Annotated in this window: 20 protein-coding genes; 5 read left to right on the plus strand and 15 right to left on the minus strand. The window is 68.9% G+C overall.

All coding sequences use genetic code 11. The features are described 5' to 3' along the window. Positions 1-14 precede the first annotated feature (14 nt). The 10 genes from ACFTSA_RS12850 to ACFTSA_RS12895 are packed head-to-tail and all read right to left on the minus strand — an operon-like array spanning position 15 to position 8,919. On the minus strand, positions 15-584 hold the full coding sequence (locus ACFTSA_RS12850) for a hydrogenase maturation protease (protein ID WP_377951728.1): 570 nt from the start codon (positions 582-584) through the stop codon (positions 15-17). After that, positions 581-700 carry a DUF6893 family small protein gene (locus tag ACFTSA_RS12855; RefSeq protein ID WP_377951729.1) on the minus strand — a complete coding sequence of 40 codons (120 nt, stop codon included), beginning with the start codon at positions 698-700 and terminating at the stop codon, positions 581-583. Before ACFTSA_RS12855 ends, ACFTSA_RS12850 begins: the two co-directional genes overlap by 4 nt. Next, the gene (locus ACFTSA_RS12860) at positions 697-2,064 is read right to left on the minus strand and encodes a hypothetical protein (protein ID WP_377951730.1); all 1,368 of its coding nucleotides are present in this window, start codon (positions 2,062-2,064) and stop codon (positions 697-699) included. Before ACFTSA_RS12860 ends, ACFTSA_RS12855 begins: the two co-directional genes overlap by 4 nt. Next, complete coding sequence (locus tag ACFTSA_RS12865) at positions 2,061-2,714, minus strand: DUF6084 family protein (protein ID WP_377951732.1); 654 nt, start codon at positions 2,712-2,714, stop codon at positions 2,061-2,063. The genes ACFTSA_RS12860 and ACFTSA_RS12865 overlap by 4 nt, the downstream gene beginning before the upstream one ends. Then, positions 2,711-3,499 carry a DUF5947 family protein gene (locus ACFTSA_RS12870; RefSeq protein ID WP_377951733.1) on the minus strand — a complete coding sequence of 263 codons (789 nt, stop codon included), beginning with the start codon at positions 3,497-3,499 and terminating at the stop codon, positions 2,711-2,713. The genes ACFTSA_RS12865 and ACFTSA_RS12870 overlap by 4 nt, the downstream gene beginning before the upstream one ends. A 1-nt stretch (position 3,500) precedes the next feature. Further along, positions 3,501-4,730 carry a NifU family protein gene (locus ACFTSA_RS12875; RefSeq protein WP_377951734.1) on the minus strand — a complete coding sequence of 410 codons (1,230 nt, stop codon included), beginning with the start codon at positions 4,728-4,730 and terminating at the stop codon, positions 3,501-3,503. A 3-nt stretch (positions 4,731-4,733) separates the two neighbouring features. Continuing rightward, positions 4,734-6,527, minus strand: a complete 1,794-nt coding sequence (locus tag ACFTSA_RS12880; RefSeq protein ID WP_377951735.1) for a nickel-dependent hydrogenase large subunit — start codon at positions 6,525-6,527, stop codon at positions 4,734-4,736. A gap of 28 nt (positions 6,528-6,555) precedes the next feature. Beyond that, positions 6,556-7,614, minus strand: a complete 1,059-nt coding sequence (locus ACFTSA_RS12885; protein ID WP_307025352.1) for a hydrogenase expression protein HypE — start codon at positions 7,612-7,614, stop codon at positions 6,556-6,558. A gap of 30 nt (positions 7,615-7,644) precedes the next feature. Beyond that, positions 7,645-8,586: a hydrogenase nickel incorporation protein HypB gene (hypB, locus tag ACFTSA_RS12890; RefSeq protein ID WP_377951736.1), complete on the minus strand. Its 942-nt coding sequence runs from the start codon at positions 8,584-8,586 to the stop codon at positions 7,645-7,647. 3 nt (positions 8,587-8,589) lie between these two features. Beyond that, the gene (locus tag ACFTSA_RS12895; protein WP_377951737.1) at positions 8,590-8,919 is read right to left on the minus strand and encodes a hydrogenase maturation nickel metallochaperone HypA; all 330 of its coding nucleotides are present in this window, start codon (positions 8,917-8,919) and stop codon (positions 8,590-8,592) included. 200 nt (positions 8,920-9,119) lie between these two features. Between ACFTSA_RS12895 and ACFTSA_RS12900 the strand changes: the two genes are divergently transcribed. Beyond that, positions 9,120-9,425: a hypothetical protein gene (locus ACFTSA_RS12900; RefSeq protein WP_377951738.1), complete on the plus strand. Its 306-nt coding sequence runs from the start codon at positions 9,120-9,122 to the stop codon at positions 9,423-9,425. Positions 9,426-9,445: 20 nt separating this feature from the next. Here ACFTSA_RS12900 and ACFTSA_RS12905 read toward each other — a convergent pair whose 3' ends face one another. Then, complete coding sequence (locus ACFTSA_RS12905) at positions 9,446-10,090, minus strand: DedA family protein (RefSeq protein ID WP_377951739.1); 645 nt, start codon at positions 10,088-10,090, stop codon at positions 9,446-9,448. Positions 10,091-10,163: 73 nt separating this feature from the next. Here ACFTSA_RS12905 and ACFTSA_RS12910 point away from each other — a divergent pair, with 73 nt between their 5' ends. Continuing rightward, positions 10,164-10,694, plus strand: a complete 531-nt coding sequence (locus ACFTSA_RS12910; protein ID WP_377951740.1) for an O-acetyl-ADP-ribose deacetylase — start codon at positions 10,164-10,166, stop codon at positions 10,692-10,694. On the opposite strand, the gene ACFTSA_RS12915 is transcribed toward ACFTSA_RS12910, so the two are convergent. Continuing rightward, positions 10,691-11,641, minus strand: a complete 951-nt coding sequence (locus ACFTSA_RS12915; protein ID WP_377951830.1) for an RluA family pseudouridine synthase — start codon at positions 11,639-11,641, stop codon at positions 10,691-10,693. The genes ACFTSA_RS12910 and ACFTSA_RS12915 overlap by 4 nt on opposite strands. A 188-nt stretch (positions 11,642-11,829) precedes the next feature. On the opposite strand from ACFTSA_RS12915, the gene ACFTSA_RS12920 reads away from it, so the two are divergent. Together ACFTSA_RS12920 and ACFTSA_RS12925 are read left to right on the plus strand one after the other, a co-directional pair. Next, positions 11,830-12,459: a helix-turn-helix domain-containing protein gene (locus ACFTSA_RS12920; RefSeq protein WP_377951742.1), complete on the plus strand. Its 630-nt coding sequence runs from the start codon at positions 11,830-11,832 to the stop codon at positions 12,457-12,459. After that, positions 12,452-13,144 (plus strand): SRPBCC domain-containing protein, encoded by a 693-nt coding sequence (locus ACFTSA_RS12925; protein WP_377951743.1) that lies wholly within the window; start codon positions 12,452-12,454, stop codon positions 13,142-13,144. The genes ACFTSA_RS12920 and ACFTSA_RS12925 overlap by 8 nt, the downstream gene beginning before the upstream one ends. Positions 13,145-13,290: 146 nt before the next feature. Here ACFTSA_RS12925 and ACFTSA_RS12930 read toward each other — a convergent pair whose 3' ends face one another. After that, positions 13,291-14,772, minus strand: a complete 1,482-nt coding sequence (locus ACFTSA_RS12930) for a PLP-dependent aminotransferase family protein (RefSeq protein ID WP_377951744.1) — start codon at positions 14,770-14,772, stop codon at positions 13,291-13,293. A gap of 60 nt (positions 14,773-14,832) precedes the next feature. Between ACFTSA_RS12930 and ACFTSA_RS12935 the strand changes: the two genes are divergently transcribed. Beyond that, complete coding sequence (locus ACFTSA_RS12935; RefSeq protein WP_377951746.1) at positions 14,833-15,483, plus strand: YitT family protein; 651 nt, start codon at positions 14,833-14,835, stop codon at positions 15,481-15,483. A 94-nt stretch (positions 15,484-15,577) separates the two neighbouring features. Here ACFTSA_RS12935 and ACFTSA_RS12940 read toward each other — a convergent pair whose 3' ends face one another. Beyond that, positions 15,578-16,495 (minus strand): Fpg/Nei family DNA glycosylase, encoded by a 918-nt coding sequence (locus ACFTSA_RS12940; protein WP_377951747.1) that lies wholly within the window; start codon positions 16,493-16,495, stop codon positions 15,578-15,580. Next, the gene (locus ACFTSA_RS12945) at positions 16,488-21,578 is read right to left on the minus strand and encodes a DEAD/DEAH box helicase (RefSeq protein ID WP_377951749.1); all 5,091 of its coding nucleotides are present in this window, start codon (positions 21,576-21,578) and stop codon (positions 16,488-16,490) included. Before ACFTSA_RS12945 ends, ACFTSA_RS12940 begins: the two co-directional genes overlap by 8 nt. Positions 21,579-21,621 lie beyond the last annotated feature (43 nt).

Consider the following 21,621-nt stretch of genomic DNA (forward strand, 5'->3'; position numbering starts at 1 on the left):
GTACGGACACCGCCTTACGTTGATGTGGACGACCGCTTCGGAGCGGAAGACTGGTGGCCCAGCAGGGACCCGACGGCCGCAACGGCTTCTGGCACCGCCCCGGCCACAGCTTGCGAGAGGCCGATGCCCTCTGACAGGTCTTCAGGGACACAGCCCACCACATACGTGGCAGGCAGGCGGCCGCCCATCGACCGGAGCCGGACCAGCACGGCTGCCGGATCCATGCCGTGCGGGTCAAACGACGCCCTGCGGTCCAGGTCCGCCGAGCTGACCTGCAGCACGCGGATGCTGCCCGGGGCCGAGGTCCCGTCGGCCGGCACCGTGTCCACGAGGACCAGGGTGTCGACGCCGGCCAGAAGATCGTAGGCCAGGTGCATGCCGCGGATGCCGTAGTCGACCACCCGGACGCCGGGGGCCAGCGGCTGCGGCAGGGCGGCCAGGTGCCTTGCCACCTCCGGGCCGAAGCCGTCGTCGTGCAGGAACATGTTCCCGACGCCGGCCACAAGGACACCGCCGGTGCGCTCGCCGGAGTCCTGGCCGCCGGAGTCGTGCGGCGCTGTCCCGGCCCTCCCGGGGGCGGTCACATCCGCCGCACTTTCATGTAGCGCCGGATATCCGGAACCGCACGGATGCCGATGTAGATGCCCCAGAGGGCCATCGCTGCCAGCACGGAAACAGTGGCCATTCCTATTGCCTTCATTGCGGGGGTTCCTTTCCGTCCAGCGGTTCCAGTTCGTCCGGCGCATAGTAGAAGGACCGGCCGTAACCCTCATGGAGATCAGTCGCCGGATCCTGTTCCAGCACGAGCCCGACGTGGGTGCTGCCGTCGACGTCGAAATGCACACTGGTGACCCGCCCGGTCTGCCCGCCGAAGAACAGGTCCTGCGCGTCGGCGCGCCGCTTCGGGTGTACCCGAACCCGGCTGCCGCGCGCCACCGCGACGCCGTTGATCACGACGGCGTCCACGTCCGGCCGGACGCTGGCTTCCGCTTCGGGATTCCACCAGGGAACGTCCTCACCGGCCGTGGTCCACGCGTCGGAAGGATCCGCGCCGAATGCGTGCGGGTTGCGCAGGGCGCCGTGCAGCTGCTGGAGGTCCTCCGGCGACATCGCCTCGCAGCGGTCGATGACGGCGGCAGCCCGCGGGTCCGTCGCCCGCGCCTCGGCCTTTTCCTCGTCGGTCAGCGTCAGCACCCGCAGCGTGAGGATCTCGTCGATCTCGGTGGAGTCGTACAGTGCCACCGAACTTTCCGGGGCCACGGCCGGGTGGTCGTACAGAATGATCGGTGAGATCAGCAGCACGTCGGTCTGGCCCTCGGGCCCGGCCAGCACGGGCCAGCAGCGGTGCTGGGAACACAGCCCGGCTGCTGGCCGTGCCCACGCCGGCGGGTCCAGCAGCGAGACGAAATCCCCGTCCTGCACGCCGAGCAGCAGGTGCGCGCCGATGAAGGAGGCCGCGATCGCGTCGGTCCGGTTCCCGGCAGATGGGCCGGCCGTGTTGGCTGCGGTGACGCTGAGCCGCAGCAGCCCGCCGGAATCTTCGGCGCCGTTGAGCCGCAGTTCACCGCGGAGAGCACGACGGCGGCGCACCAGTCGGCCGGCCGGCCTCCCGGCGTCGTCGTTGAGTTCCTCGACGTCGAGTCCCTCCGGAACGTCCACGGGGAGGACCAGTCCGGCCCGGAGCTGGGCCACGGAGAAGGGGCCGAACGTGTTTTCCTGCTCTACTGCCTCGTCCCAGCTCAGCCAGTTCGCACCGCCCACGGCGAGGTTGTCCACGGGAGTGAACCCTCCGCCGTCGTCCGCTTTTTCCGCCGTGCGGGTCTGCAGCTGCAGGAAGCGGAAATGGATTTCCAGTCCGGCCTGCGTCCCCGGGGCCAGCAGGCAGTCGGCGGACATGGACGGTTCCTCCCCGCTGCCGTCCGCCGCGGCGCCCGGCGGACCCAGGATCCCGAACTGCCAGCGGGACTGGTTCTTCTGCGAGGAGGCGCGGTAGGGGTAGAGCAGGTAGCCCTCGTAGAGGACGGTGTCGGCGACTGCGCGGGCAAGGGCCAGGCCGGTGTTCATGGCCGTTCCCCGGAGACATCGGCGGTGGCCTGGGCGAGCAGTTTCTCCATCGTGGCTTCCCAGGATGTGAGGCCGCGCGCGGACTTGTACCGGGCGAGGGCGGCCAGGACGTCGCGGTCCAGCCGGATCCATCCGGCATTGGGGAAATACTTGTCCATCAGGCTGCGCCAGACGGCCACGGGCAGCCGGTAGGACGCCTCGAGGTCCCACGGCACCTGTTCCACCGTGAACCCCGTCTGCCCCTTCGTGAAGACGGTGCCGGAGAACAGCAGCTCCAGAGGTATCTCGCCGTCGCGCAAGGCGTGCAGGTATTTGGCGGCGGCCACGTCGAAATCGAAGGTGCAGGGCAGCGGGAGGTCCACCTCGGTGTTACCGGTGAAGCCCTGCACCATGGTGCTGCACTGCATCCAGACGAACGACTTGAGCGTGGTGGGCCAGCGGCCGCGGTCGCCAAAGAGGTCCAGCAGGCCGGTCTCCTCCTCGGGCGCGTAGCCGCGCCGCTGCGGCTGTATCCGGACCTGGCAGCGCAGCGCCACGGCGTGCACCACGGCGCCGGTGCCCTCCGTGACCTGCAGCCTGGCCGTCAGCTGTGGCGCGGCGGCGTAGGGTTCGGGCCGGATCTCCAGCACGGCGAAGGAAAGCTCTGTCACCGCAAGCCTCCCGTGCCGCGTGATGCCCCGTGGCCGGAAGCCGAGCTGCCGGAAGCCGAGCTGCCGGAAACCGTGCTGCTGGAAACCGTGCTGCCGGACTCTGCCGGAGCCGGAACGCTGCGGCGGGCGATCCGGTCGAAGAAAGCGGTGAGCTCGGCGCGTGCCTCCTGGCCGCCGTCGAACCCGCGCCAGCGGCGGCGCAGCCGGCCCACCAACTCGTAGCACGCGTCCACCGGAACGAGGTGGCAGTCCGCGGCGGCCCTGCCCGGACCCGGGCCGCGGATCAGCAGCGCCTCGGTGTCCGGCGCTGCCAAGCCGAGGGCCGGGTTGCAGGCCAGCACTGCGTCCCACGCGGCGAGGGGCAGTTCCGATTCCGTGGCCCCGGCCGGGCCCGGATAGAACGCCACCGTGCGCCCGAGTTTGGAGCTGCGGAAAAAGAACGCCAGACCCACCGGGATTTCCAGTTCGTCCCACTGCCCCGGGCCGAGATCGAAGTCGGGGAAGGAGAGGTACCGATCAGGCACCGAGCGGTAGCGCATATGGGCGCTGGCGTCGGTGAAGAGGAGGTAGCAGGGCCGGCAGGTGCACAGCACCGCGTGGCTCTCCAGGTCCACCACGTGCTGGTGTGCTTCGGGGATCGGTTCGCCGCACATTTCGCAGCATTCCCCGGCGGCGGGAGCGGGCCGGTTCGCGGAAATCCGCCGCAGTAAGGCCACCGGCAAAGCGCCGCTGGCCTGGCCGGTCCCCGGGCCGGGCCCTGTACCTCCTCCGTTCTCCAGGTTCATGTCAGCGGTCCTGCCCCGCGGCTGCCTGCAGTTCGGTCGCCATGGCGGCTGTCGGCGTCGAGGCGGGCTCCGACAGCGCCGGCACGGACACTGCCGCCGATACCGGGGCCGGCTCCCCCGACACCGGAACGGGCTCCGGTTCTGGGACGGGCTCCGGTTCTGGCGCCGCAAACACCGGGGCTGGCGCCGTTGGGACGGGTTCGAGCGCGGCAGGCGTCACCAGCGGGAGTGCCTGCACCGGCGTCACGGCCGCCGGGGTAACCGGTGCCGGGGCAACCGGCGGCACGGACTGCACGGACGCCGTCGGGACCGCCACGGACATCACGCCGTTCCGGACCAGCAGCGGAAGCGGCTCCAAGTGCAGGTCCTTGTCCTCCAGGCACATGCCCGCCCGTCGCACGTCGAAGTGGCCGCGGCAGGTGGGGCAGGTGAGCAGGCCTCCGCCAACAGGCGCCGCGAGGGCGCGCTGCAGCACGGCGCCGGCCATCGAGCCTGTGCAGCGCGGGCAGTAATCCCGGTACGCGTAGATGTCCTGCCCGGTACGGCAGGCCAGCACCGCGTAGCCGCCAACGAGGAAACCTGCCACCTCGCCGGTTTCGAGCCCGGCGATCTCCGGAACGGGTTCCCACGTGCCGCCGGACATGTCGTGCCAGGATTCCACGGGCGTGCCGCCCGCCGGATTGTTCACCCGGACCAGCAGCGAGTCCACCGGAATCAGCGCCGGGGAGCCCGGCTGCTTTTCCGCCTCGATGACGTCGATCGCCGTCACTTCCGGTGCGGCGTTTTGGATGGCCTCCTCGACGGCGTACTTGAGCGTGACGGACGACGACGGGCAGCCCTGGCAGGTGCCCAGCAGCTTGAGCCGCACCACGCCTTCGGGACTGATGCCTTCCAGTTCCACGTCGCCGCCGTGGGAACCCAGGTAGGGCCGGACGCTGTCCAGCGCCGCCGCCACCCGTGCCTCCATCGAATGGGGGTGCAGCCCGTGGATCACCAAAAGCCCGGCCACCAGGCTGTCAGCGGTCAGCGCTTCCAGTGTGCCGTCGTCGAGCTTTCCCTGGGCCTGCAGGATTTCCATGATCCGCTGCAGGCCGGCGCCGTAGAGGTCTGTCACCTGCCGGACCAGATCCTCCGCCCGGCCGCGGGCCACCGCCCCGCCGGCGCCGAGGGCGTCGAGGAGTGTGCCGATCTGGTCGCCGTTCTGCAGCGGCGGCCGTTCCCCGCCGAGCATGGCCTACTCGCCGGTCAGGGTCTGGGTGGGGGAGTGCAGCATGTCCAGCGTCTGCCCGTTGCCCAGGTACATGTGGACACCGCAGGGCAGGCAGGGATCGAAGCTGCGGACGGTGCGCATGATGTCGATGCCCTTGAAGTGCTCCCGGTCGTTCTCCTCAAAGATCGGCTGGCCCTGGACCGCGTCCTCATAGGGACCGGCCACGCCGTTGGAATCGGTGGGGCTGGCGTTCCAGGGGGTGGGCGGGTAGGGGTGGTAGTTGGCGATCTTGCCGTCGCGGATCACCATGTGGTGGGACAGGACGCCGCGGACTGCTTCCGTGAAGCCGCAGCCGATGCCTTCATCGGGGACTTCGAACGTTTCCCAGGTCTTCGTGCGGCCGGCACGGATTTCCTCGAGGGCCATTTCCGCGAAGTGGAGTGCAGCAGCCGCGGCGTAGGCCTGGAAGTAGGTCCGGGCGCGGTTGCGTTCGAGCGTGTTGCTCCACTGCGGGATGTTCCACTCGAAGGTGACGGGTCCCTTCAGCGCGGTCTTGGGCAGGTTGATCTGCACGCTCGTGCCGGTGGCTTTGATGTAGCCGATGTCCACGAGCCCGGCGAGTGCCGTGGCCCAGAGCCGTGCCAGCGGGCCGCCGCCGGTGTCCAGGGCGAGGTTGTCCTGGCCGTCGAACCATCGCGGGGACATGACCCAGCTGTACTTGTCTGAAAGGTCGCGCTTCTGCGGCCGCGGGTTGGTGTGCTGGTTCCAGGGGTGCCTGCGGTCCACCGGGTTGCCCAGCGGATCGTGCGTGACGAACATTTCCTGGCCTTCCCAGTCCTCGTAGTACGAGGATCCGAGCATGATCCGCAGGCCCAGGTTGATCCGCACCAGGTCGGTGGTGACCAGCTTGCCGTCCACCACCACGCCGGGCGTGACGAACATCTTCCGGCCCCACCCGGTCATGTCCTTGTACTCGAAGTTGCAGTAGTCCGGGTCCTGCAGCGAGCCCCAGCAGCCCAGCAGCGTCCGCCGGAGCCCCACCTGCTCGTAGCCCGGCAGTGCTTCGTAGAAGAAATCGAACAGGTCGTCGTGCATGGGGACGACCTTCTTCATGAACTCGACGTAGCGCATGAGCCGGGTGAGGTAATCCGTCATCAGCTGGATGGTGGCCACTGTCCCAACGCCGCCCGGGTAGAGCGTGGACGGGTGCACGTGGCGGCCTTCCATGAGGCAGAACATTTCGCGGGTGGCGCGGCTGACCTGCAGCGCTTCGCGGTAGAACTCGCCGGTGAAGGGGTTCAGCGAGCGCATGATGTCGGCAATGGTCCGGTAGCCGTGGTCGCCCTCGTGGGGTGCTCTGGTGTTCTCCGCCTTGGCGAGGACGCCGGGGTTGGTTTCGGAGACCATCTTTTCGCAGTAGTCCACGCCAACGAGGTTTTCCTGGAAGATGTTGTGGTCGAACATGTACTCGGCGGCTTCGCCCAGGTTGACGATCCATTCGCCCAGGTTCGGGGGCTTGACCCCGTAAGCCATGTTTTGCGTGTAGCAGGAGCAGGTGGCGTGGTTGTCGCCGCAGATCCCGCAGATGCGGCTGGTGATGAAGTGGGCGTCCCTCGGGTCCTTGCCTTTCATGAAGAGGGAGTAGCCGCGGAAAATCGAGGAGGTGCTCTTGCATTCCACGACCTGGTTGTTCTCGAAGTCGATCTTGGTGTAGATGCCGAGGCTGCCGACGATCCTGGTGATGGGATCCCAGTTCATTTCCACCAGGTTGCTGTTGCCCGTTCCGCTTCCGGAACCCATGGGAATTGTGGACGTCATTGTCTTCGCCTGTCTGGAATTGGGTGGGTTACCAGGTGCGCCGGGCCCCGGTGAGGAGCTCAGGTCCGGGCCGGCGCCACTTAGGCTCCTGGTCCAGGGTGTGCGTCGTGATGCCCCGGAGGGTCCGGATGGCGGAGCCGTAGGGCCTGATGGTGCTGGTGGAAAACTTGCCGCCGGGAGGTTCGTCCATGAAGGGCATGAACTTGTCCGGGAAGCCGGGCATGGTGCAGCCGATGCAGATGCCGCCGACGTTGGGGCAGCCGCCGATGCCGTTCATCCAGCCGCGCTTGGGCACGTTGCACTTTACTACGGGGCCCCAACAGCCGAGCTTGACGATGCACTTGGGGGACCCGTACTCGGTGGCGAAGTCACCCTGCTCGTAGTAGCCGGCCCGGTCGCAGCCCTCGTGGACCGTCTTGCCGAACAGCCACGTGGGACGCAGTGCCTCATCCAGCGGAATCATCGGTGCCTGGCCGGTGGCCTGGTAGAGCAGGTAGGTCATGGTTTCGGAAAGGTTGTCAGGCTGGATCGGGCATCCGGGCACGCACACGATGGGGATGCCGGCCTTGGACTTCCAGTCGTAGCCGAGGTAGTCCGGGACGCCCATGGCGCCGGTCGGATTTCCCGCCATGGCGTGGATGCCGCCGTAGGTGGCACAGGTTCCGGCGGCGATGATGGCGGTGGCCTTGGGAGCCAGGCGATCCAGCCACTCGCTGGTGGTGATCGGCTGCCCGGTCTCGAGGTCATTGCCGAACCCGCACCAGTAGCCGCCGGGGTCATGAAGTTTCTCGTTGGGGATGGAGCCCTCCACCACCAATACGAACGGCTCGAGTTCGCCGCGGTCCGCCTTGCGGAACCATTCCAGGAAATCGTCGGCCCCTTCCTGCGGGCCGCATTCAAAGTCGATCAGTGGCCAGTGCATGGCGATCTTCGGCAGGCCGGGCAGCGCCCCGAGGGCGATCTCCTCGACGCTCGGCTGGGTGGCCGCGGTCAGTGCCACCGAGTCGCCGTCACAACTGAGCCCTGCATTGATCCACAGCACGTGGATAAGGGCTTCTTCGGCCTTAAGGGAGGTTTCCGTAGGCATCGTTGCCTCTTTCAGTGCCCCTTGCGGGGTTCAGTGTGCTTCTGTCAGGGAACCGGCCAGGGGTTCTGGCCGGGCAGCCCCGGGGGTGGGCGCCGCCGCATGGGAGGTAACGCCGTCGAGCCAGCCGTACCAGGCGGCGAGGCCTTCGCCGGTGGTGGCGGACAGGGTGAGGAATTCGGCCCGCGGATTGATCTGCCGGATCCGCCGCAGGCACTGGTCGACGTCGAAGTCGACGTAGGGGAGCAGGTCCGACTTATTGACGATCACGAGGTCGGCTGCCATGAACATGTGCGGGTATTTCTGGGGTTTGTCATCACCTTCCGTCACCGAGACGATCACCACCTTGGCTGTTTCGCCGAGGTCAAAAAGCGCGGGGCAGACGAGGTTGCCCACATTTTCGATGAAGACCGTGGAGCCCGGTGCCGGGCCCAGCGCATCAAGGCCATGCCGGAGCATGTCGGCGTCGAGATGGCAGCCCGCTCCGGTGTTGATCTGGATGACCGGGCGCCCGGTGGTGCGGATGCGGTCAGCGTCGAGGGACGTCTCCTGGTCACCTTCGATGACCCCTGCGTTCAGGCGCCCGCCAAGCTCCGTGAGCGTGCGGACCAGGAGGGTGGTCTTGCCCGCGCCCGGTGAACTCATGACGTTGAGCGCCCGGACTCCCCGGCCGGCCAGCCAGCCGCGGTTCGTGGCGGCCAGCAGGTCGTTCTTGGCCAGCAGGTTCTGCTCGAGCACGATGGTCTCCGCGCCCGGATCCGCGTGGTGGTGCCCGTTCGCGTGCGCGTGGCGGTGATCAGGGGAGTCTGCATGAACGTGGGGATGCTCAGTCGAGTCCGGGTGTTCGTGCGTATATGTGCGGCCGTGCTCATCGGTATGGCGGTGCAGATGCCCCTGACCGGGTGTGTGCAGGTCGCCTGCGAGGTTTGAAATGCGGGTGCCGGCCTCGTCGCCGCAACCGCATGTTGTACACATGTCCTATGCCACCTCCACGGACACCAGCATCAGCTCACGGCCGCTGAGGACTTCGACGTCCGCGCTTCCGCAAGGGCAAAGCAGGATGGGATCGCTCAGGTTGAATTCGTCCTGGCAGCTGCGGCACCGTCCCCGGCCTTTCGGCTCCTCGATCTGGAGCCGCGCACCGGCCAGCGGAGTGCCCGCCGCCGCCACGTCAAAACAAAAGCGCACGGCATCGGCCAGTACGCCGGAAAGGGGACCGATCCTGAGGTTGACCGCCGTGACCGGCCGTTCGCCTGTGTGGTTGAGAACGGCGTCGACAAGGCCCTGCGTGATTGAGAGTTCGTGCATAATCGCGCCCCTTCCTGCCAAGATAGGCTCGCGCCAGACAAAACGCAACCGTCCGAATCCCCGTACGCCGCGGCCCGGCGCGAACGGACAGTTGGGGCCCCGCGGAGCCGGATTTGGGGCCACAAGTGTCCGTTCGCGCTGTGTCCGCGCGTGCTGTGTCTTTCGCGCTGTGCCTGTCACACGCCGCGCTAGGGTTGAGGATGCCGTCCTTCCAGACCAGACTCAAGATCACCGGGCTGAAGCCGGGCAACCCTCCCGAAACCGTGATGGACACCGCCGTCGAGGCGCTGCGGTCGCGGCACCACGTGGAGTCGCACCAGCTGGAGCTCGCCGGCGGCGTACCGCAGCTGAACCTGCGGTTCCTCGTGGAGCCCACGGAATACAACGGTGAGAACAGCGCGGCGCGGGAATCGGCAGCCGTGATGCGCGACGCCGTCGAACGCGTTGCCCTGACAGGCTCGCTTTCGGTGCTCCGCCGCAACCGCGGCCGCTGGGCGCCTGTTTAGGGCGCTTGGATTTCTAAGGCTCAAGCACCTGGAGCCTTAGTGCCCGGGCCGGGGGCGCTGCCGGGTTCGTCCACCGGGGACCTGTCGCCGCGCCGGCGGGTGACGATCAGGCCCACGACGGCGCCGATCACCAGGCCGACGGCCACCCCGATCAGCGAACTCGCCCAGAAGGGCAGCCGCGTGGTGGAGCCCGTGAAGTAGCCGAGGCCCACGAGCCACGTCGCCCACAGCACCGCTCCCAGCCCGGCGCACAAGCTGAAGCCCCGGGTGGAGACGTCGGCGATGCCCGCGGCGGCCGACGTCGCCAGCCGTCCTCCCGGGATGAACCGGGCCCCGATGATGGTGCCGTAAGTGGAGGACCGGCCTGCCTTGGCGATGGCTTCGTGGATGCCCCGGTGGATTTTCCGGCCCCATGTCCAGCGGTCCAGGATGTGGCTCAGCCGGCGCTTGAACAGCTGGAACACCACCATGTCGCCCAGCCACGAGGCGGTGGCGGACAGGACGCCGACCAGGAACAGGTTGGCCCGGCCCGCGGCGGACAGGGCACCGCCCGTGATCAGCACCATCTCGGACGGGATCGGAGGAAAGATGGCATCGCCGAGGACAGCGGGGATGATCCAGAAGTAGATCGCCGTGCTCCACGTGTCCGGATTGCCGAAGTCCATTTGCACAACGTACCGCACAAGGAACGGGAGCGTACCCTCTACGCGGGCCGGGTCTCAGTGCCACACTGGCTGCATGCGGATAGAGATTGTTGAGGGTGACATCACCGGACGGCCGGTGGACGCGGTGGTGAATGCGGCCAACTCCTCGCTCTTGGGCGGCGGCGGCGTGGACGGGGCGATCCACCGCGCCGCGGGGCCGGAACTGCTGGCCGCATGCCGGGAGCTGAGGGCGACGACGCTCCGCGACGGGCTGCCGGTGGGCGCTGCCGTGGCCACCCCCGGGTTCGGCCTGCGGGCCCGGTGGGTCATCCACACCGTCGGTCCCAACCGCCACGCCGGGCAGACCAACCCGGCGCTGCTTGCGTCATGTTTTACCGAGAGCCTGCGGGTTGCCGAGGGCCTGGGTGTCCGGTCACTGGCCTTTCCTGCCGTGAGCGCCGGCGTCTACGGCTGGGACGCCCGCCAGGTGGCGCAGGTAGCTTTCGAGGCCGTCCGGTCTTACGCCGCCCGCTCTGCCGAAGGCGGTGTGGAACTGGTGGAGTTCGTGCTCTTCAGCCCGGACACAGTGGCGGTCTTCCGCCGTGTCCTTGAAGGCGCTGACTAGCGGACTTCGCTCAGCTGCAGGCGGCTGCGGTACTCGACGGGCTCCTTCGTGATGGGGTCCACGAACCGGATGCCGCGTGCCAGCAGCTGGAGCGGTTTGGTGTAGTCGTCCGGTGCCTTGTCCAGCAGCTCGGGATAGAACGAATCGTGCAGGATGCCCAGCCCCAGCGAGGCCATGTGTACGCGGAGCTGGTGGGTTTTTCCGGAGTGCGGTTCGAGCCGGTAGAGGCCAAGTCGCCCCGTGCCGGACGATGTACTGCCGTCCTCCTTGCCGTCGAACGTCCGCAGCAGGTCGATGCGTGTCTCCGCATTCGGCTTGCCCTCGATGACCTCCGCCAGAAGGTAGCTGCGGGACTTGGTCATCCGGTTGCGGACCACCACCGGGAAGTCGAGGGCGGGACGCCCGGCAGCCGGTTCGGCGGCGGACACACACTCGTATTCCTTCTGCACCTGGCGCTTCTCGAACAGCACCTGGTACTTGCCGCGGGTCTCCGGGTTCGTCGAGAGCAGGAGGATGCCCGCGGTCATGCGATCCAGGCGGTGCATCGGGATCAGGTCCGGGAGGTCCAGCTGGTTACGGAGCCGGACCAGCGCCGATTCCTGGATGTACGTGCCGCCCGGCGTCGTCGGCAGGAAGTGCGGTTTGTCCACCACCAGGATGTGATCGTCCTGGTGCAGGATGTTCAGCTCGACCGGCAAACGGTTTTCCGGCGGGAGCGTGCGGTAGTACCAGATGAACGTGTGGTCCTCGAGCCGGGTGCCGCGGTGCAGGGGGATGCCGCCCTCGCCCACGATCTCGCCGGCGTCGAACCTGTCCTCGATGCCCTGGGGGTCAATGTGGCCCCAGCGGTGCATCATGTAGTCCATTGCGGTGTCCCAGGGGCCCTCGTCCGGGAGGCGCAGACGGGTGGCGTTTACGCCGTCGCGCACGGGAAGGGGGGATTGCATCACCGGTCCAGTCTACTTTGCGCCCGGTTCCTGCTTGCTGCCCCGGCCCCCGGCCCGGTCCGCCCGTTTCGACGGTTCCCCGCGCAGACGACGATCCGCGCCGTCGACCGGGCAGGGAACCGTCGAAACGGCAACGGACGAGAAAAAAGTTCTTGACAAATAAAATTGTCGGTAAGGATACTTGAAGCATGTTGGACATCGAAGTGATCGAGGACCCGGCCGCGGCGGAGGCTTCGCTGGATCCCATCCGTACCCGCATTCTCCAGGAGCTGGCGGAGCCCGGCTCGGCCACGCAGCTCGCCGCGAAGGTGGGGCTGCCGCGGCAGAAGGTGAACTACCACCTCAAGGCACTCGAGCGGCACGGCCTGGTCGAGCTGGTGGAGGAACGCCGCAAGGGCAACGTCACCGAGCGTGTGCTGCGCGCCACCGCTGCCTCCTACCTCATCTCCCCGGTGGCGCTTCAGTCGGTGGCGCCGGACCCGCGCCGTTTCGCGGACCGGTTCTCGGCTTTCTGGCTGCTGGCGCTCGCCGGCCGCATGGTCCAGGAAATGGGGAAACTCATCGCCGGTGCCGCGGCCGCGCGGCAGAAACTGGCCACATTCGCTATCGACGGCGAGATCACCTTCCGCACGGCCGCGGACCGGGCCGCCTTCGCCGAGGACCTGGGTGTGGCGGTCACCCGGCTGGTGGACAAGTACCACCACGGCGGGGCCGGCGGACGGAAGCACAGGCTCGTCGTCGCGCTTCACCCGGCACTCAAGCCGGAAACGCAGGACTCAACCAAAACCATCCCAGCCAAGGAGCAGGACAATGACTGACGACCGGAATTTCGAGATAGTTTTTGACGCCGAGTTGCCCGGCACCCCGGAACGGGTCTGGGAAGCCGTCACCAAGGGCACTCCGGCCTGGATGTTCCCAACAGACCAGTGGCCGGACGTGAAGACGGTGGAGGAGTACCCGCACCATCTGGTGTCGCGGATGGACGGTCCGGACGGCTGGTTCAACCAGCTCGAGCACGTACTGGAGCCGGTCGACGGCGGCCGGGCCAGGCTCCACTACGTCCACAGCGGCATCTTCGCGGACGACTGGGACCAGCAGTACGACGGCGCCAGCAAGCACACGGAGTTCTACCTCCACACCCTGGGCCAGTACCTGAAGTACTTCGACGGCCAGCCCGTGGTTTTCACGGATATCCAGGCTCCGGCGGCGTCGCAGTCACCTGACGGCTTTGTGCAGCTCAAGAAGGCGCTCGGCGTGGCCGGCGCGTCGCAGGGCGACGGCTTTGAGGTGGAGGTCGACGGCGTTGGGCGGCTCACGGGGCAGGTGGACTTTTCCAACGCAAACTTCCTCGGACTGCGGACCGGGGACGCCCTCTACCGCTTCTTCGGCCGCAACGCGTTCGGCGCACCAGTGGGCATGACTGTCCACGACTTCAGCGGCAGCGGCGATTCCCGGGCTACTGCCCAGGCCTGGGGTACGTTCCTCGGGAAGGTCTACGCGTAGTCCGCTTGGTCAGGCCGCCGCATGTTGCTGTGCGACGCGCAATCTGCTGGATGACGCCCATATTGCCGTGCGACACCCGAATTCCCGCGTCGCGAGGCCCTATCCGCGTCGCGGGGGCGGAAGCGCGTCCCGAGCCCCGCCGGAACCTAGGCGATGGCGGCAGCGGGGGAGTCCGTGAGGGTCCGCCGCAGCTGCGGTGCAGCGTCCAGCCTGTCCTGGGCGGCCCGCAGCGCCAGAACCGCGGCCGCCAGCTGCTCCGGCGGCAGCGTGAACGGAATGCGGAGGAAGTTCTCGAACACCCCGCCCAGGCCGAAGCGCGGTCCCGCGGCAAGGCGGATGCCGAATTCCGGGGCGATGACGGTGAGGGCCGTGCTGCTGGGTGACGGCAGGCGGCACCAGACAGCCAGACCGCCGTCGGGCCGTTCCGCCTCCCACCGCGGCAGGTGCGCCCTGAGCAGCCCCAGCAGCGCGGAACGGTTCTCGCGGAGCGCGGACAGGCGGGCGGGCAGGGGGTCGGCCAGGTTCCGCACCAGATGCGCCGCCGCAAGCTGCTCCACCACCGGACCGCCCAGATCCATCGTGGTCCGGACGGCCGCGAACCGCTGAATCAGGCTCTCCGACGCGCGGATCCAGCCCGTGCGCATGCCCGCCCAGTGGGACTTGCTCAGCGAGCCGATGGACACCACGGACGAACTGAACGAGGCCAGCGGAGCGGTTGTGCCGCCGTCGAGATTCAGCGCACGGAGCGTCTCATCCACCACCAGGACCGTGCCTGACGCCGCGGCGGCGCGGACCAGCCGGCGGCGCTGCGCGTCCGGCATGAGCCGGCCGGTGGGGTTGTGGAAATCCGGGACTGTGTAGAACATGCGGGGCCGCTGCTGCATCAGGGCCGACTCGATTGCGTCCATGTCCCAGCCGCGCTCGGATGCGGGCGGAAGGGGAACCGGCACCATGCGGCTCCCCGCGGCGCGGATGGCGTCGAGTGCGTTCGGGTAGGTCGGCTGCTCCACGAGGACCTTGTCCTGCTTGCCGACCAGCGCCCGCAACACGATGTTGAGGGCATGCTGCGCGCCGGATGTCACCAGGATCTGACCCGCCGTGGTGGGCACGCCGGCATCGGCATAATGGCCGGCAACCGCCTCCCGCAGGGCCTGCACGCCCAAGGCGTCGTAGCCGAACCCCGGCAGCAGGGCGGGCAGTTCCGTGAGGGCGGCGGCGAAGGCCTGGTGGACCGCCTCGCCGCTGGCCGGGAGCGACGCGTACGCGAGGTCAACGACGCCGTCGGGAACAGCCAGGCCCGGCGCGCCCGACAAAGCCGCCCGCGAGTCCCGCCCGGGCCCTGCCGTGTAGGCCGTCCGCGGCAGGCAGGTGCGGCCGCGCGTGCCCTGGCCGCTGCTCAGGAACCCCTGTTCGCGCAGGCTGGCGTACGCGGCCGTCACGGTGGTTCGGCTGACGGCGAGTGTTGCGGACAGTGTCCGTTCGCTGGGCAGAGCGGTGCCCAGCGGGATGCGTCCGTCCAGAACCAGAAGGCGGACGACGTCGGCCAGCTCGCGGTAGGCGGGAGCGTTGCCGTGGTGCCACTGGCCCAGGAGACGGGCAAGGGCGGTGGGCGTGAGTGATCCGGACATGAGGCCAGTATTTCAAACTGGCCATAGAAAACAAGGCCAGTTCTGCCGCAGGATGGTTCAATGATGATCCGCAGACTTGTACAGCTCTCCACCGGCCTCGCCATGTACGGCATTTCACTGGCCCTGTTCATTCGGGCCGGGCTCGGGCTGGACCCCTGGGACGTGTTCCACCAGGGCGTCGCTGGGAAGACAGGCCTGAGCATCGGTGTCGTGGTCATCATCGTCAGCTTCCTGGTGCTCCTGCTGTGGATTCCGCTGCGGCAGCGACCGGGCTTCGGCACGCTCTGCAATGCCATCCTCGTGGGCGTCTTTGCCGACGTTGGATTGGCACTGATCCCCGCGTTCTCCCACCTCGGCGGCCAGATCGCGATGCTGGGTGGCGCGGTGGTGCTGAACGGGATTGCTTCCGCTTGCTACATCGGCGCCCGCTTCGGGCCGGGCGCCCGTGACGGGCTCATGACCGGCCTTGCCCGGCGCACCGGATGGTCGGTGCGCCTGTCGCGGACACTGATCGAGGTGGTGGTGCTCGGCGCAGGCTGGCTCCTGGGCGGCTCGGTCGGCATTGGAACTGTGGTTTACGCGCTGGCGATCGGCCCGCTCGTGCAGCTGCTCCTGCCGTACTTCCTGGTTCCGGCCGCCGGTGCAGGCGCCGATTCAAAGTCTGTGGCCCCTGAAGGCAAGCCCGATTCCGAGTCCGTGCCCGCCTCCTGACGCGCATCTTCCCCCGGGACGCGCCAACGGTGTGGGGACACCCTGATGTGCGCGTCCTTCGGCCGGTCGCGTGTCCGCCGGCCGTTTGCGCGTCTCAGGAGCCGGTGCCGCCCAGCAGGGGCTGGCACGTGGGGCAGAAGTAGATGTCGCGTTCTTCGGTGACCGCATCGGGCGCGGTGCCCGCGCCGCCCGGGCCCGCGCCGCCCGGCGCAGCCATTCCACTAATGCTCCGGTCGGGCACGCTTTTCCCCAGCACGCCGCGCTGGATGGGGGTCCGGCAGCGCAGGCACGGCTGGTGCTCGCGCCGGTACACCCAGTAGCCCGGGCGGCCGGCGGCCCTGCCCACCGGAGTTCCGCGGGCGTTGAGCAACGTGGTCCGACGGCCCGGGCCGAGGTTCGCCTCGAGGAGCTGCTTGGCGTCGGCAAACACGGCCGGCCAGTCCTTCACTGCGGACGCGGGCGACGCTGGGTGGATGCCGGCCAGGAAGCACACCTCGCAGCGGTAGATGTTCCCGATGCCCGCGAGGTTGCTCTGGTCCAGCAGGGCCACGCCCACCGGCACGTCCGGCCTCGCCGCCACCCGGCGTTCGGCCTCGGCCGGGTCCCAGTCCGGGCCCAGCAGGTCGGGGCCCAGGAAGCCCACAGCCTTGTCCTCCTCGCTGGTCTTAATCACCTCGAGCAGGCCAAGAGAAAATCCGACGGCGTCTGCAGCGGCCGTGCGGAGCACGCACCGGGCCGTAAATCCGGGCTTCCGCCACCTGCCGCCCGGCGGGTAGACATGCCAGCTGCCCTCCATTTTCAGGTGCGAGTGGATGGTCAGCCGCTCCTGGGCAGGTCCGGCCAGCCGCATCAGCAGGTGCTTGCCGCGGGGGACAACTTCCTCCATGGTCCAGCCGGCCAGGTTCAGCGTAGCGAAGCGGGGCACGCGGAAGTCGGACGCGAGAAGCTTCTGGCCGGCGAGGGCCGTGTGCAGCTGGTGGGCCGCACGCCAGACGGAGTCGCCTTCAGGCACGGATCCTCAGCCCCTTCGGTGTGGAGTACGCTCCGGCGGCCGTCAGCGCCGATGCCGCCGGGGTGTCGAGGATGCCGTGGCCGTTGACCTTTTCCATGACGAGCTTGTCCACGGCCCCGCGCTTCACCACATCCACGAGGGCTCCGGCAGCGGCGGCGAGGACGGCCTCGTCCTCCGTGAACACCAGCAGCGTCTTGCCGCCACGTTCGACGTACAGCACCAGCGCGCCGTCAACCAGCACCACCAGGGCACCGGCCTTCCGCCCCGGGCGGTGTCCGCTGCCGGCTTCGACATTGCCGGCCGGCCACGGCAGGGCAGCGCCGTAGGGGTTGGCCGGGTCGGTTGCCGCGAGGGCCAGCGCCACGGGTTCCGGCTTGGCCAGCTGGGCGTCCTCGGTATACGAGCGCAGCCGGTCGACCGTTGCGGGCACGGCGAACTGTGCGGCGCCGAGATGCTCGATGAAGTACCCCCGCCTGCACCGCCCGGCCTCCTCCAGCCGGGCCAGGACTTTGTACATGAGGCCAAATCCGCCCAGGATGTTCTCGGCCATGACGGATCCGCGGGTGACCACGCCGTACCTGTCCAGCAGCAGCTCCGCGGTGGCGCGGGCGTGGATCGTGGGGTCGAGCTCGGGCGTCGGGAGCGCGGACCAGCGTCCCGCGGCGAGCGGAGGGGTGGGCACCGCGCCGCCGGCGGATCCGTACCGTCCGCCGGACAGTCCCGGGGAGCCGAGCAGCCCCGTGCCGTGCGACCTTCCCAGCCGGCCCAGGCGCGGTGCCCGGGCCCGCGGCGCGCGTGCAACCTGCCGGTGGGCGGTGTGCCCGCCGGCGATCAGCGCCCGGACCGGGGCGAACGTGTCCCCGGTGATCCGACCGGCCCAGGCAAGGTCCCAGATGGCGGAGACGACATCCTGGTCGCTTAGGACCGCATCCATGCCGCCGGCGATGTCCGTCAGCTGCCGGAAGAAGTAGCCGCCGCCGTTGGCCTGCAGGTGGTCGAGCAGGCGCTGCTGGGCGTCGCCCGGTTCAAAGTCGGGGGCCGGGTTCAGTGTCAGTTCCACCGAATCGGCCAGGTGCAGGCTGACCCAGCCGTCGTTGCCCGGCAGCGCACCGGCACCCGACCAGAGGATCTCGCCGGCGGCCATGAGCTCGTCCAGCATGGCGGGCTGGTAGTTGGACACCCGGCTGGCGAGCACCAGGGGTTCCCAGGCCGAGGCAGGAATGGGCACGCCGGAGAGCTGGTCCACGGCGGTGATAATGCCGTCGAGTCCGCGCAGCGCCGGCTGTCCCCGTCCCGCGCCTGGCGTGCGGACATTCTGCCACGACGGCAGGAACCGGCCGTATGCCGTGATGTCCACAGGTTCCACCTCGGCCCGCAGCGCGGCGAGCGAGCGGCGGCGGAGTTTGCGGAGGACTTCGGCGTCGCACCACTCGCTGCCGGCCAAGGCCGTTGCCGCCGAGGCGACTGCAGACGCAGCGGCAGCTTCCGCGACGGGGTCACGGCCGGTACCCGAATCGGACCTGGACGGGGCAGACACGCGTTCACCCAGAGCCGGTTCGGCGTGGGGCCGGAACTCGCCTTCCACCACGCGGCCGTCGTCCGCCAGCCGCTTCAGTGCGGTTCCGACGACGGCGGCACCAAGTCCCAGCCTCGCCGCGGCTTCGGTGGCGGTGAACGGGCCATGTGTGCGGGCATAGCGGGAGACGAGGTCGCCCAGCGGGTCGGCCACGGGCTCGATGAAGGCAAGCGGAACGCCCATGGGCAGCGGGACACCGATGGCATCGCGCAGCCTGGCCGCATCTTCCACCGCGGCAAAGCGATCGACGCCGGCGATGGTCACTTTGATGGCCCGGTTGGCCCGCTGCAGGGCGGCTAGGTGGGCCTCGGCCTCGGCGACCGTGCCTTCCGACGGCAGGGCTTCGGCAGGCTCAACCGTCGGGGTTTCGGCGGGCTCAACCGGCGGGGTGTCGGTTTCGGAGGGCTCAACCGGCGGGGTTTCGGCGGGCTCAGCCAGCGGGCTGAGCCTGGCCGCGACTTCCGCGGGGTCCAGGGGGCCGAGCAGCCGGAGCAGATCGGCCACGCCTTCGACGCCGCGGACCTTCCGGTCGGGGGTAAGGCGCTGCAGCTCGCGTTCGGTGGCATCGATGACCCTGGCGTCCAGGAGTTCGCGCAGCTCCACGCGGCCCAGAAGCTCATTGAGCAGGGTCGAGTCCAGGGCCAGGGCGGCCGCCCGGCGTTCGGCGAGCGGGGAATCGCCCTCGTATAGGAACTGCGCCACGTAGCCGAACAGGAGCGACTTGGCGAACGGGGACGGCTGCTGTGTGGTGGTCTGGACAATCCGGAGTTCGCGCCGTTCCACCGAGGCGGCGATGTCCTTCAAGGCCGGCAGGTCGTACACATCCTGCAGGCATTCGCGGACGGTTTCCAGCACGATCGGAAACGACGGGTACTTCCGGGCAACATCCAGCAGCTGCGCGGACCGCTGCCGCTGCTGCCACAGCGGCTGCCGCTTGCCTGGCGTCTGGCGTGGCAGCAGCAGGGCCCGCGCCGCACATTCGCGGAAGCGCGACGCGAACAGGGCACTGCCGCCCACCTCGGCGGTGACAATCTGCTCCAGCTCCTCGGGGTCGAACAGGAACAGCTCCGCGCCGGGAGGTTCATCCTCCATCATCGGCACGCGGAGCACGATGCCGTCGTCGGCCGCCATGGCCGACCCGTCCAGGCCGTACCGCTGGTGCAGCCGCTGGCCCACGGCGAGGGCCCAGGGTGCGTGGACCGGCATGCCGAACGGGCTGTGCAGAATGACCCGCCAGTCGCCGAGTTCGTCGTGGAATCGTTCCACCACCAGGGTTGTATCGCTGGGGACCACCTCTGTGGCCAGCTTCTGTTCGGACAGGTACTGCAGGAGATTGTTGGCGGCGTAGTCGTCAAGCCCGCTGGCCTTGCAGCGTTCGGTGGCAGGGCCGACGTCGGACGCTGACAGTTCGCGGACAAACGCGCCAAGGGCGCGGCCCAAGTCCACGGGACGCCCCAGCGAGTCGCCCTTCCAGAAGGGCAGCTTGCCGGGCTGGCCGAAGGCGGGGGAGACGAGCACGCGGTCGTGCGTGATGTCCTCGATCTTCCAGCTGGTGGCGCCCAGCGCAAAGATATCGCCGACACGGGATTCGTAGACCATCTCCTCGTCGAGCTCGCCGACCCGCCGGCCGCCCTTGGCAGGGGCGCTGCCCGAACCCTTCCCGTCCGAGGGGCCCGCAGGTGAGGCCGATCCTTCCGTCTCCGTACCGATGATGTAGACGCCGAACAGTCCGCGGTCCGGGATGGTACCGCCGGACGTGACCGCCAGCCGCTGGGCGCCGGGCCTGCCCTCGATGGTTCCGGCGTTGCGGTCCCAGACGATCCGGGGGCGGAGCTCGGCGAATTCATCCGAGGGGTAGCGCCCGGCCAGGAGGTCCAGCGTGGCCTCGAACGCGGACCGGGGGAGCGAGGCGAACGGGGCCGAGCGGCGGACGGTGGAGAACCATTCCTCCACATCGATGCTGCCCAGGGCGGTGGCCGCAACGGTCTGCTGGGCCAGGATGTCCAGCGGGTTGGCCGGCACGCTCAGCCGCTCGATCTTGCCGTCCAGCATGCGCTCGACGGTGATGGCGGTGTGCACGAGGTCGGCCCGGTGCTTGGGGAACAGATAGCCCTGGGAGATCTCGCCCACCTGGTGCCCGGCGCGGCCCACCCGCTGCAGCCCGCTGGCCACCGACGGCGGCGACTCGACCTGCACCACGAGGTCCACGGCACCCATGTCGATGCCGAGTTCCAGCGAGGACGTGGCCACCACGCAGCGCAGCCTGCCGGACTTCAGGTCATCCTCGATCAGGGCGCGCTGGTCCTTGGACACGGAGCCGTGATGGGCCCGTGCCAGCAGCGGATCGGCCCCCGTGGTGCTGCCCGCCTGCGCCATCATGTGCGCCGGCGTGGCAGTCGACGCCGGAACGCCTCCGGGCGGGGGCGCAGCGGGGTCGTCCCAGCCGCCGCCCACTGTCAGGAGCTGGCGTTCCGCATGGATTTCGTTGAGCCGCGCGGTAAGGCGTTCCGCCAGTCGGCGCGAGTTGGCAAAGACGATGGTGGACTGGTTGGCCAGCACCAGGTCCACGATCTTTTCCTCCACGTGGGGCCAGATGGAGGCCTGCGGCTGCAGCCCGGAGGCCGGCCCGGAATCGAAGGCTCCGGCGGCGCCCTGCAGATCGGACATGTCCTCCACGGGGACAGACACCGTGAGGTCCCAGTTTTTCCGCGCGGGAGGGGCCACGATCTCCACCGGTGCCGAGCCGGCCAGGAACTGTGCCACGAGTTCCCGCGGCTCGACAGTGGCCGAGAGCCCGATCCGCTGCGCCGGCGCAGGCAGCAAAGCGTCAAGCCGTTCCAGCGAGACGGCGAGATGCGCGCCCCGCTTGGTGCCGGCCACGGCGTGGACCTCGTCCACGATGACGGTGTCCACCTCGCTGAGCGTTTCCCGTGCCCTGGACGTGAGCATCAGGAAGAGGGACTCGGGCGTGGTGATCAGGATGTCCGGAGGGTTGCTGAGCAGGGCGCGGCGGTCCGAGGCGGGGGTATCGCCGGACCGGACTCCGACGGTGATCAGGGGAGCCGGCAGGTCAAGGCGTTTTGCTGTCTGTGTGATGCCGATGAGGGGCGACCGGAGGTTGCGTTCGACGTCGACGCCAAGCGCCTTGAGCGGGGAGATGTACAGTACGCGGGTTTTCCGCTTGGATTGCCGCGTCCGTGACTGTTTGGCCTTGGTGCCGGCGGGGGCCTCTTCGAGGCCGGGCAGTGCGGCAGCCGGTGCAGCAGACCCGGACACCAGGAGCCGGTCCAGCGCCCAGAGGAACGCAGCGAGGGTCTTGCCTGAGCCGGTGGGCGCAACAACGAGGGCATGCGAGCCGGATGAAATGGTGTTCCAGGCGCCCTGCTGCGCGGGGGTGGGCTCGGAAAACGCACCGAGGAACCACTCCCGGGTGGGCCGGCTGAACTGGCCCATCGGGTCCTTGGCGGACGTGCCGGCGGGGGTACCGGCGGGCTCCTGCGACTGCATGCCTCCATCATGCCTCACGGCACTGACACCGGCAGAAGCACCG

It is taken from the genome of Arthrobacter sp. NPDC057013, assembly GCF_042674585.1.
GTDB lineage: Bacteria > Actinomycetota > Actinomycetes > Actinomycetales > Micrococcaceae > Arthrobacter.

Coding starts and splice junctions, on each gene's coding strand:
- ACFTSA_RS12855 (WP_377951729.1), bottom strand. CDS start 700: ATGAAGGCAATAGGAATGGCCACTGTTTCCGTGCTGGCAGCGATGGCC.
- ACFTSA_RS12860 (WP_377951730.1), bottom strand. CDS start 2,064: ATGAACACCGGCCTGGCCCTTGCCCGCGCAGTCGCCGACACCGTCCTC.
- ACFTSA_RS12870 (WP_377951733.1), bottom strand. CDS start 3,499: ATGAACCTGGAGAACGGAGGAGGTACAGGGCCCGGCCCGGGGACCGGC.
- ACFTSA_RS12875 (WP_377951734.1), bottom strand. CDS start 4,730: ATGCTCGGCGGGGAACGGCCGCCGCTGCAGAACGGCGACCAGATCGGC.
- ACFTSA_RS12880 (WP_377951735.1), bottom strand. CDS start 6,527: ATGACGTCCACAATTCCCATGGGTTCCGGAAGCGGAACGGGCAACAGC.
- ACFTSA_RS12885 (WP_307025352.1), bottom strand. CDS start 7,614: ATGCCTACGGAAACCTCCCTTAAGGCCGAAGAAGCCCTTATCCACGTG.
- hypB (WP_377951736.1), bottom strand. CDS start 8,586: ATGTGTACAACATGCGGTTGCGGCGACGAGGCCGGCACCCGCATTTCA.
- ACFTSA_RS12895 (WP_377951737.1), bottom strand. CDS start 8,919: ATGCACGAACTCTCAATCACGCAGGGCCTTGTCGACGCCGTTCTCAAC.
- ACFTSA_RS12900 (WP_377951738.1), top strand. CDS start 9,120: ATGCCGTCCTTCCAGACCAGACTCAAGATCACCGGGCTGAAGCCGGGC.
- ACFTSA_RS12905 (WP_377951739.1), bottom strand. CDS start 10,090: ATGGACTTCGGCAATCCGGACACGTGGAGCACGGCGATCTACTTCTGG.
- ACFTSA_RS12910 (WP_377951740.1), top strand. CDS start 10,164: ATGCGGATAGAGATTGTTGAGGGTGACATCACCGGACGGCCGGTGGAC.
- ACFTSA_RS12915 (WP_377951830.1), bottom strand. CDS start 11,641: ATGCAATCCCCCCTTCCCGTGCGCGACGGCGTAAACGCCACCCGTCTG.
- ACFTSA_RS12920 (WP_377951742.1), top strand. CDS start 11,830: ATGTTGGACATCGAAGTGATCGAGGACCCGGCCGCGGCGGAGGCTTCG.
- ACFTSA_RS12925 (WP_377951743.1), top strand. CDS start 12,452: ATGACTGACGACCGGAATTTCGAGATAGTTTTTGACGCCGAGTTGCCC.
- ACFTSA_RS12930 (WP_377951744.1), bottom strand. CDS start 14,772: ATGTCCGGATCACTCACGCCCACCGCCCTTGCCCGTCTCCTGGGCCAG.
- ACFTSA_RS12935 (WP_377951746.1), top strand. CDS start 14,833: ATGATGATCCGCAGACTTGTACAGCTCTCCACCGGCCTCGCCATGTAC.
- ACFTSA_RS12945 (WP_377951749.1), bottom strand. CDS start 21,578: ATGCAGTCGCAGGAGCCCGCCGGTACCCCCGCCGGCACGTCCGCCAAG.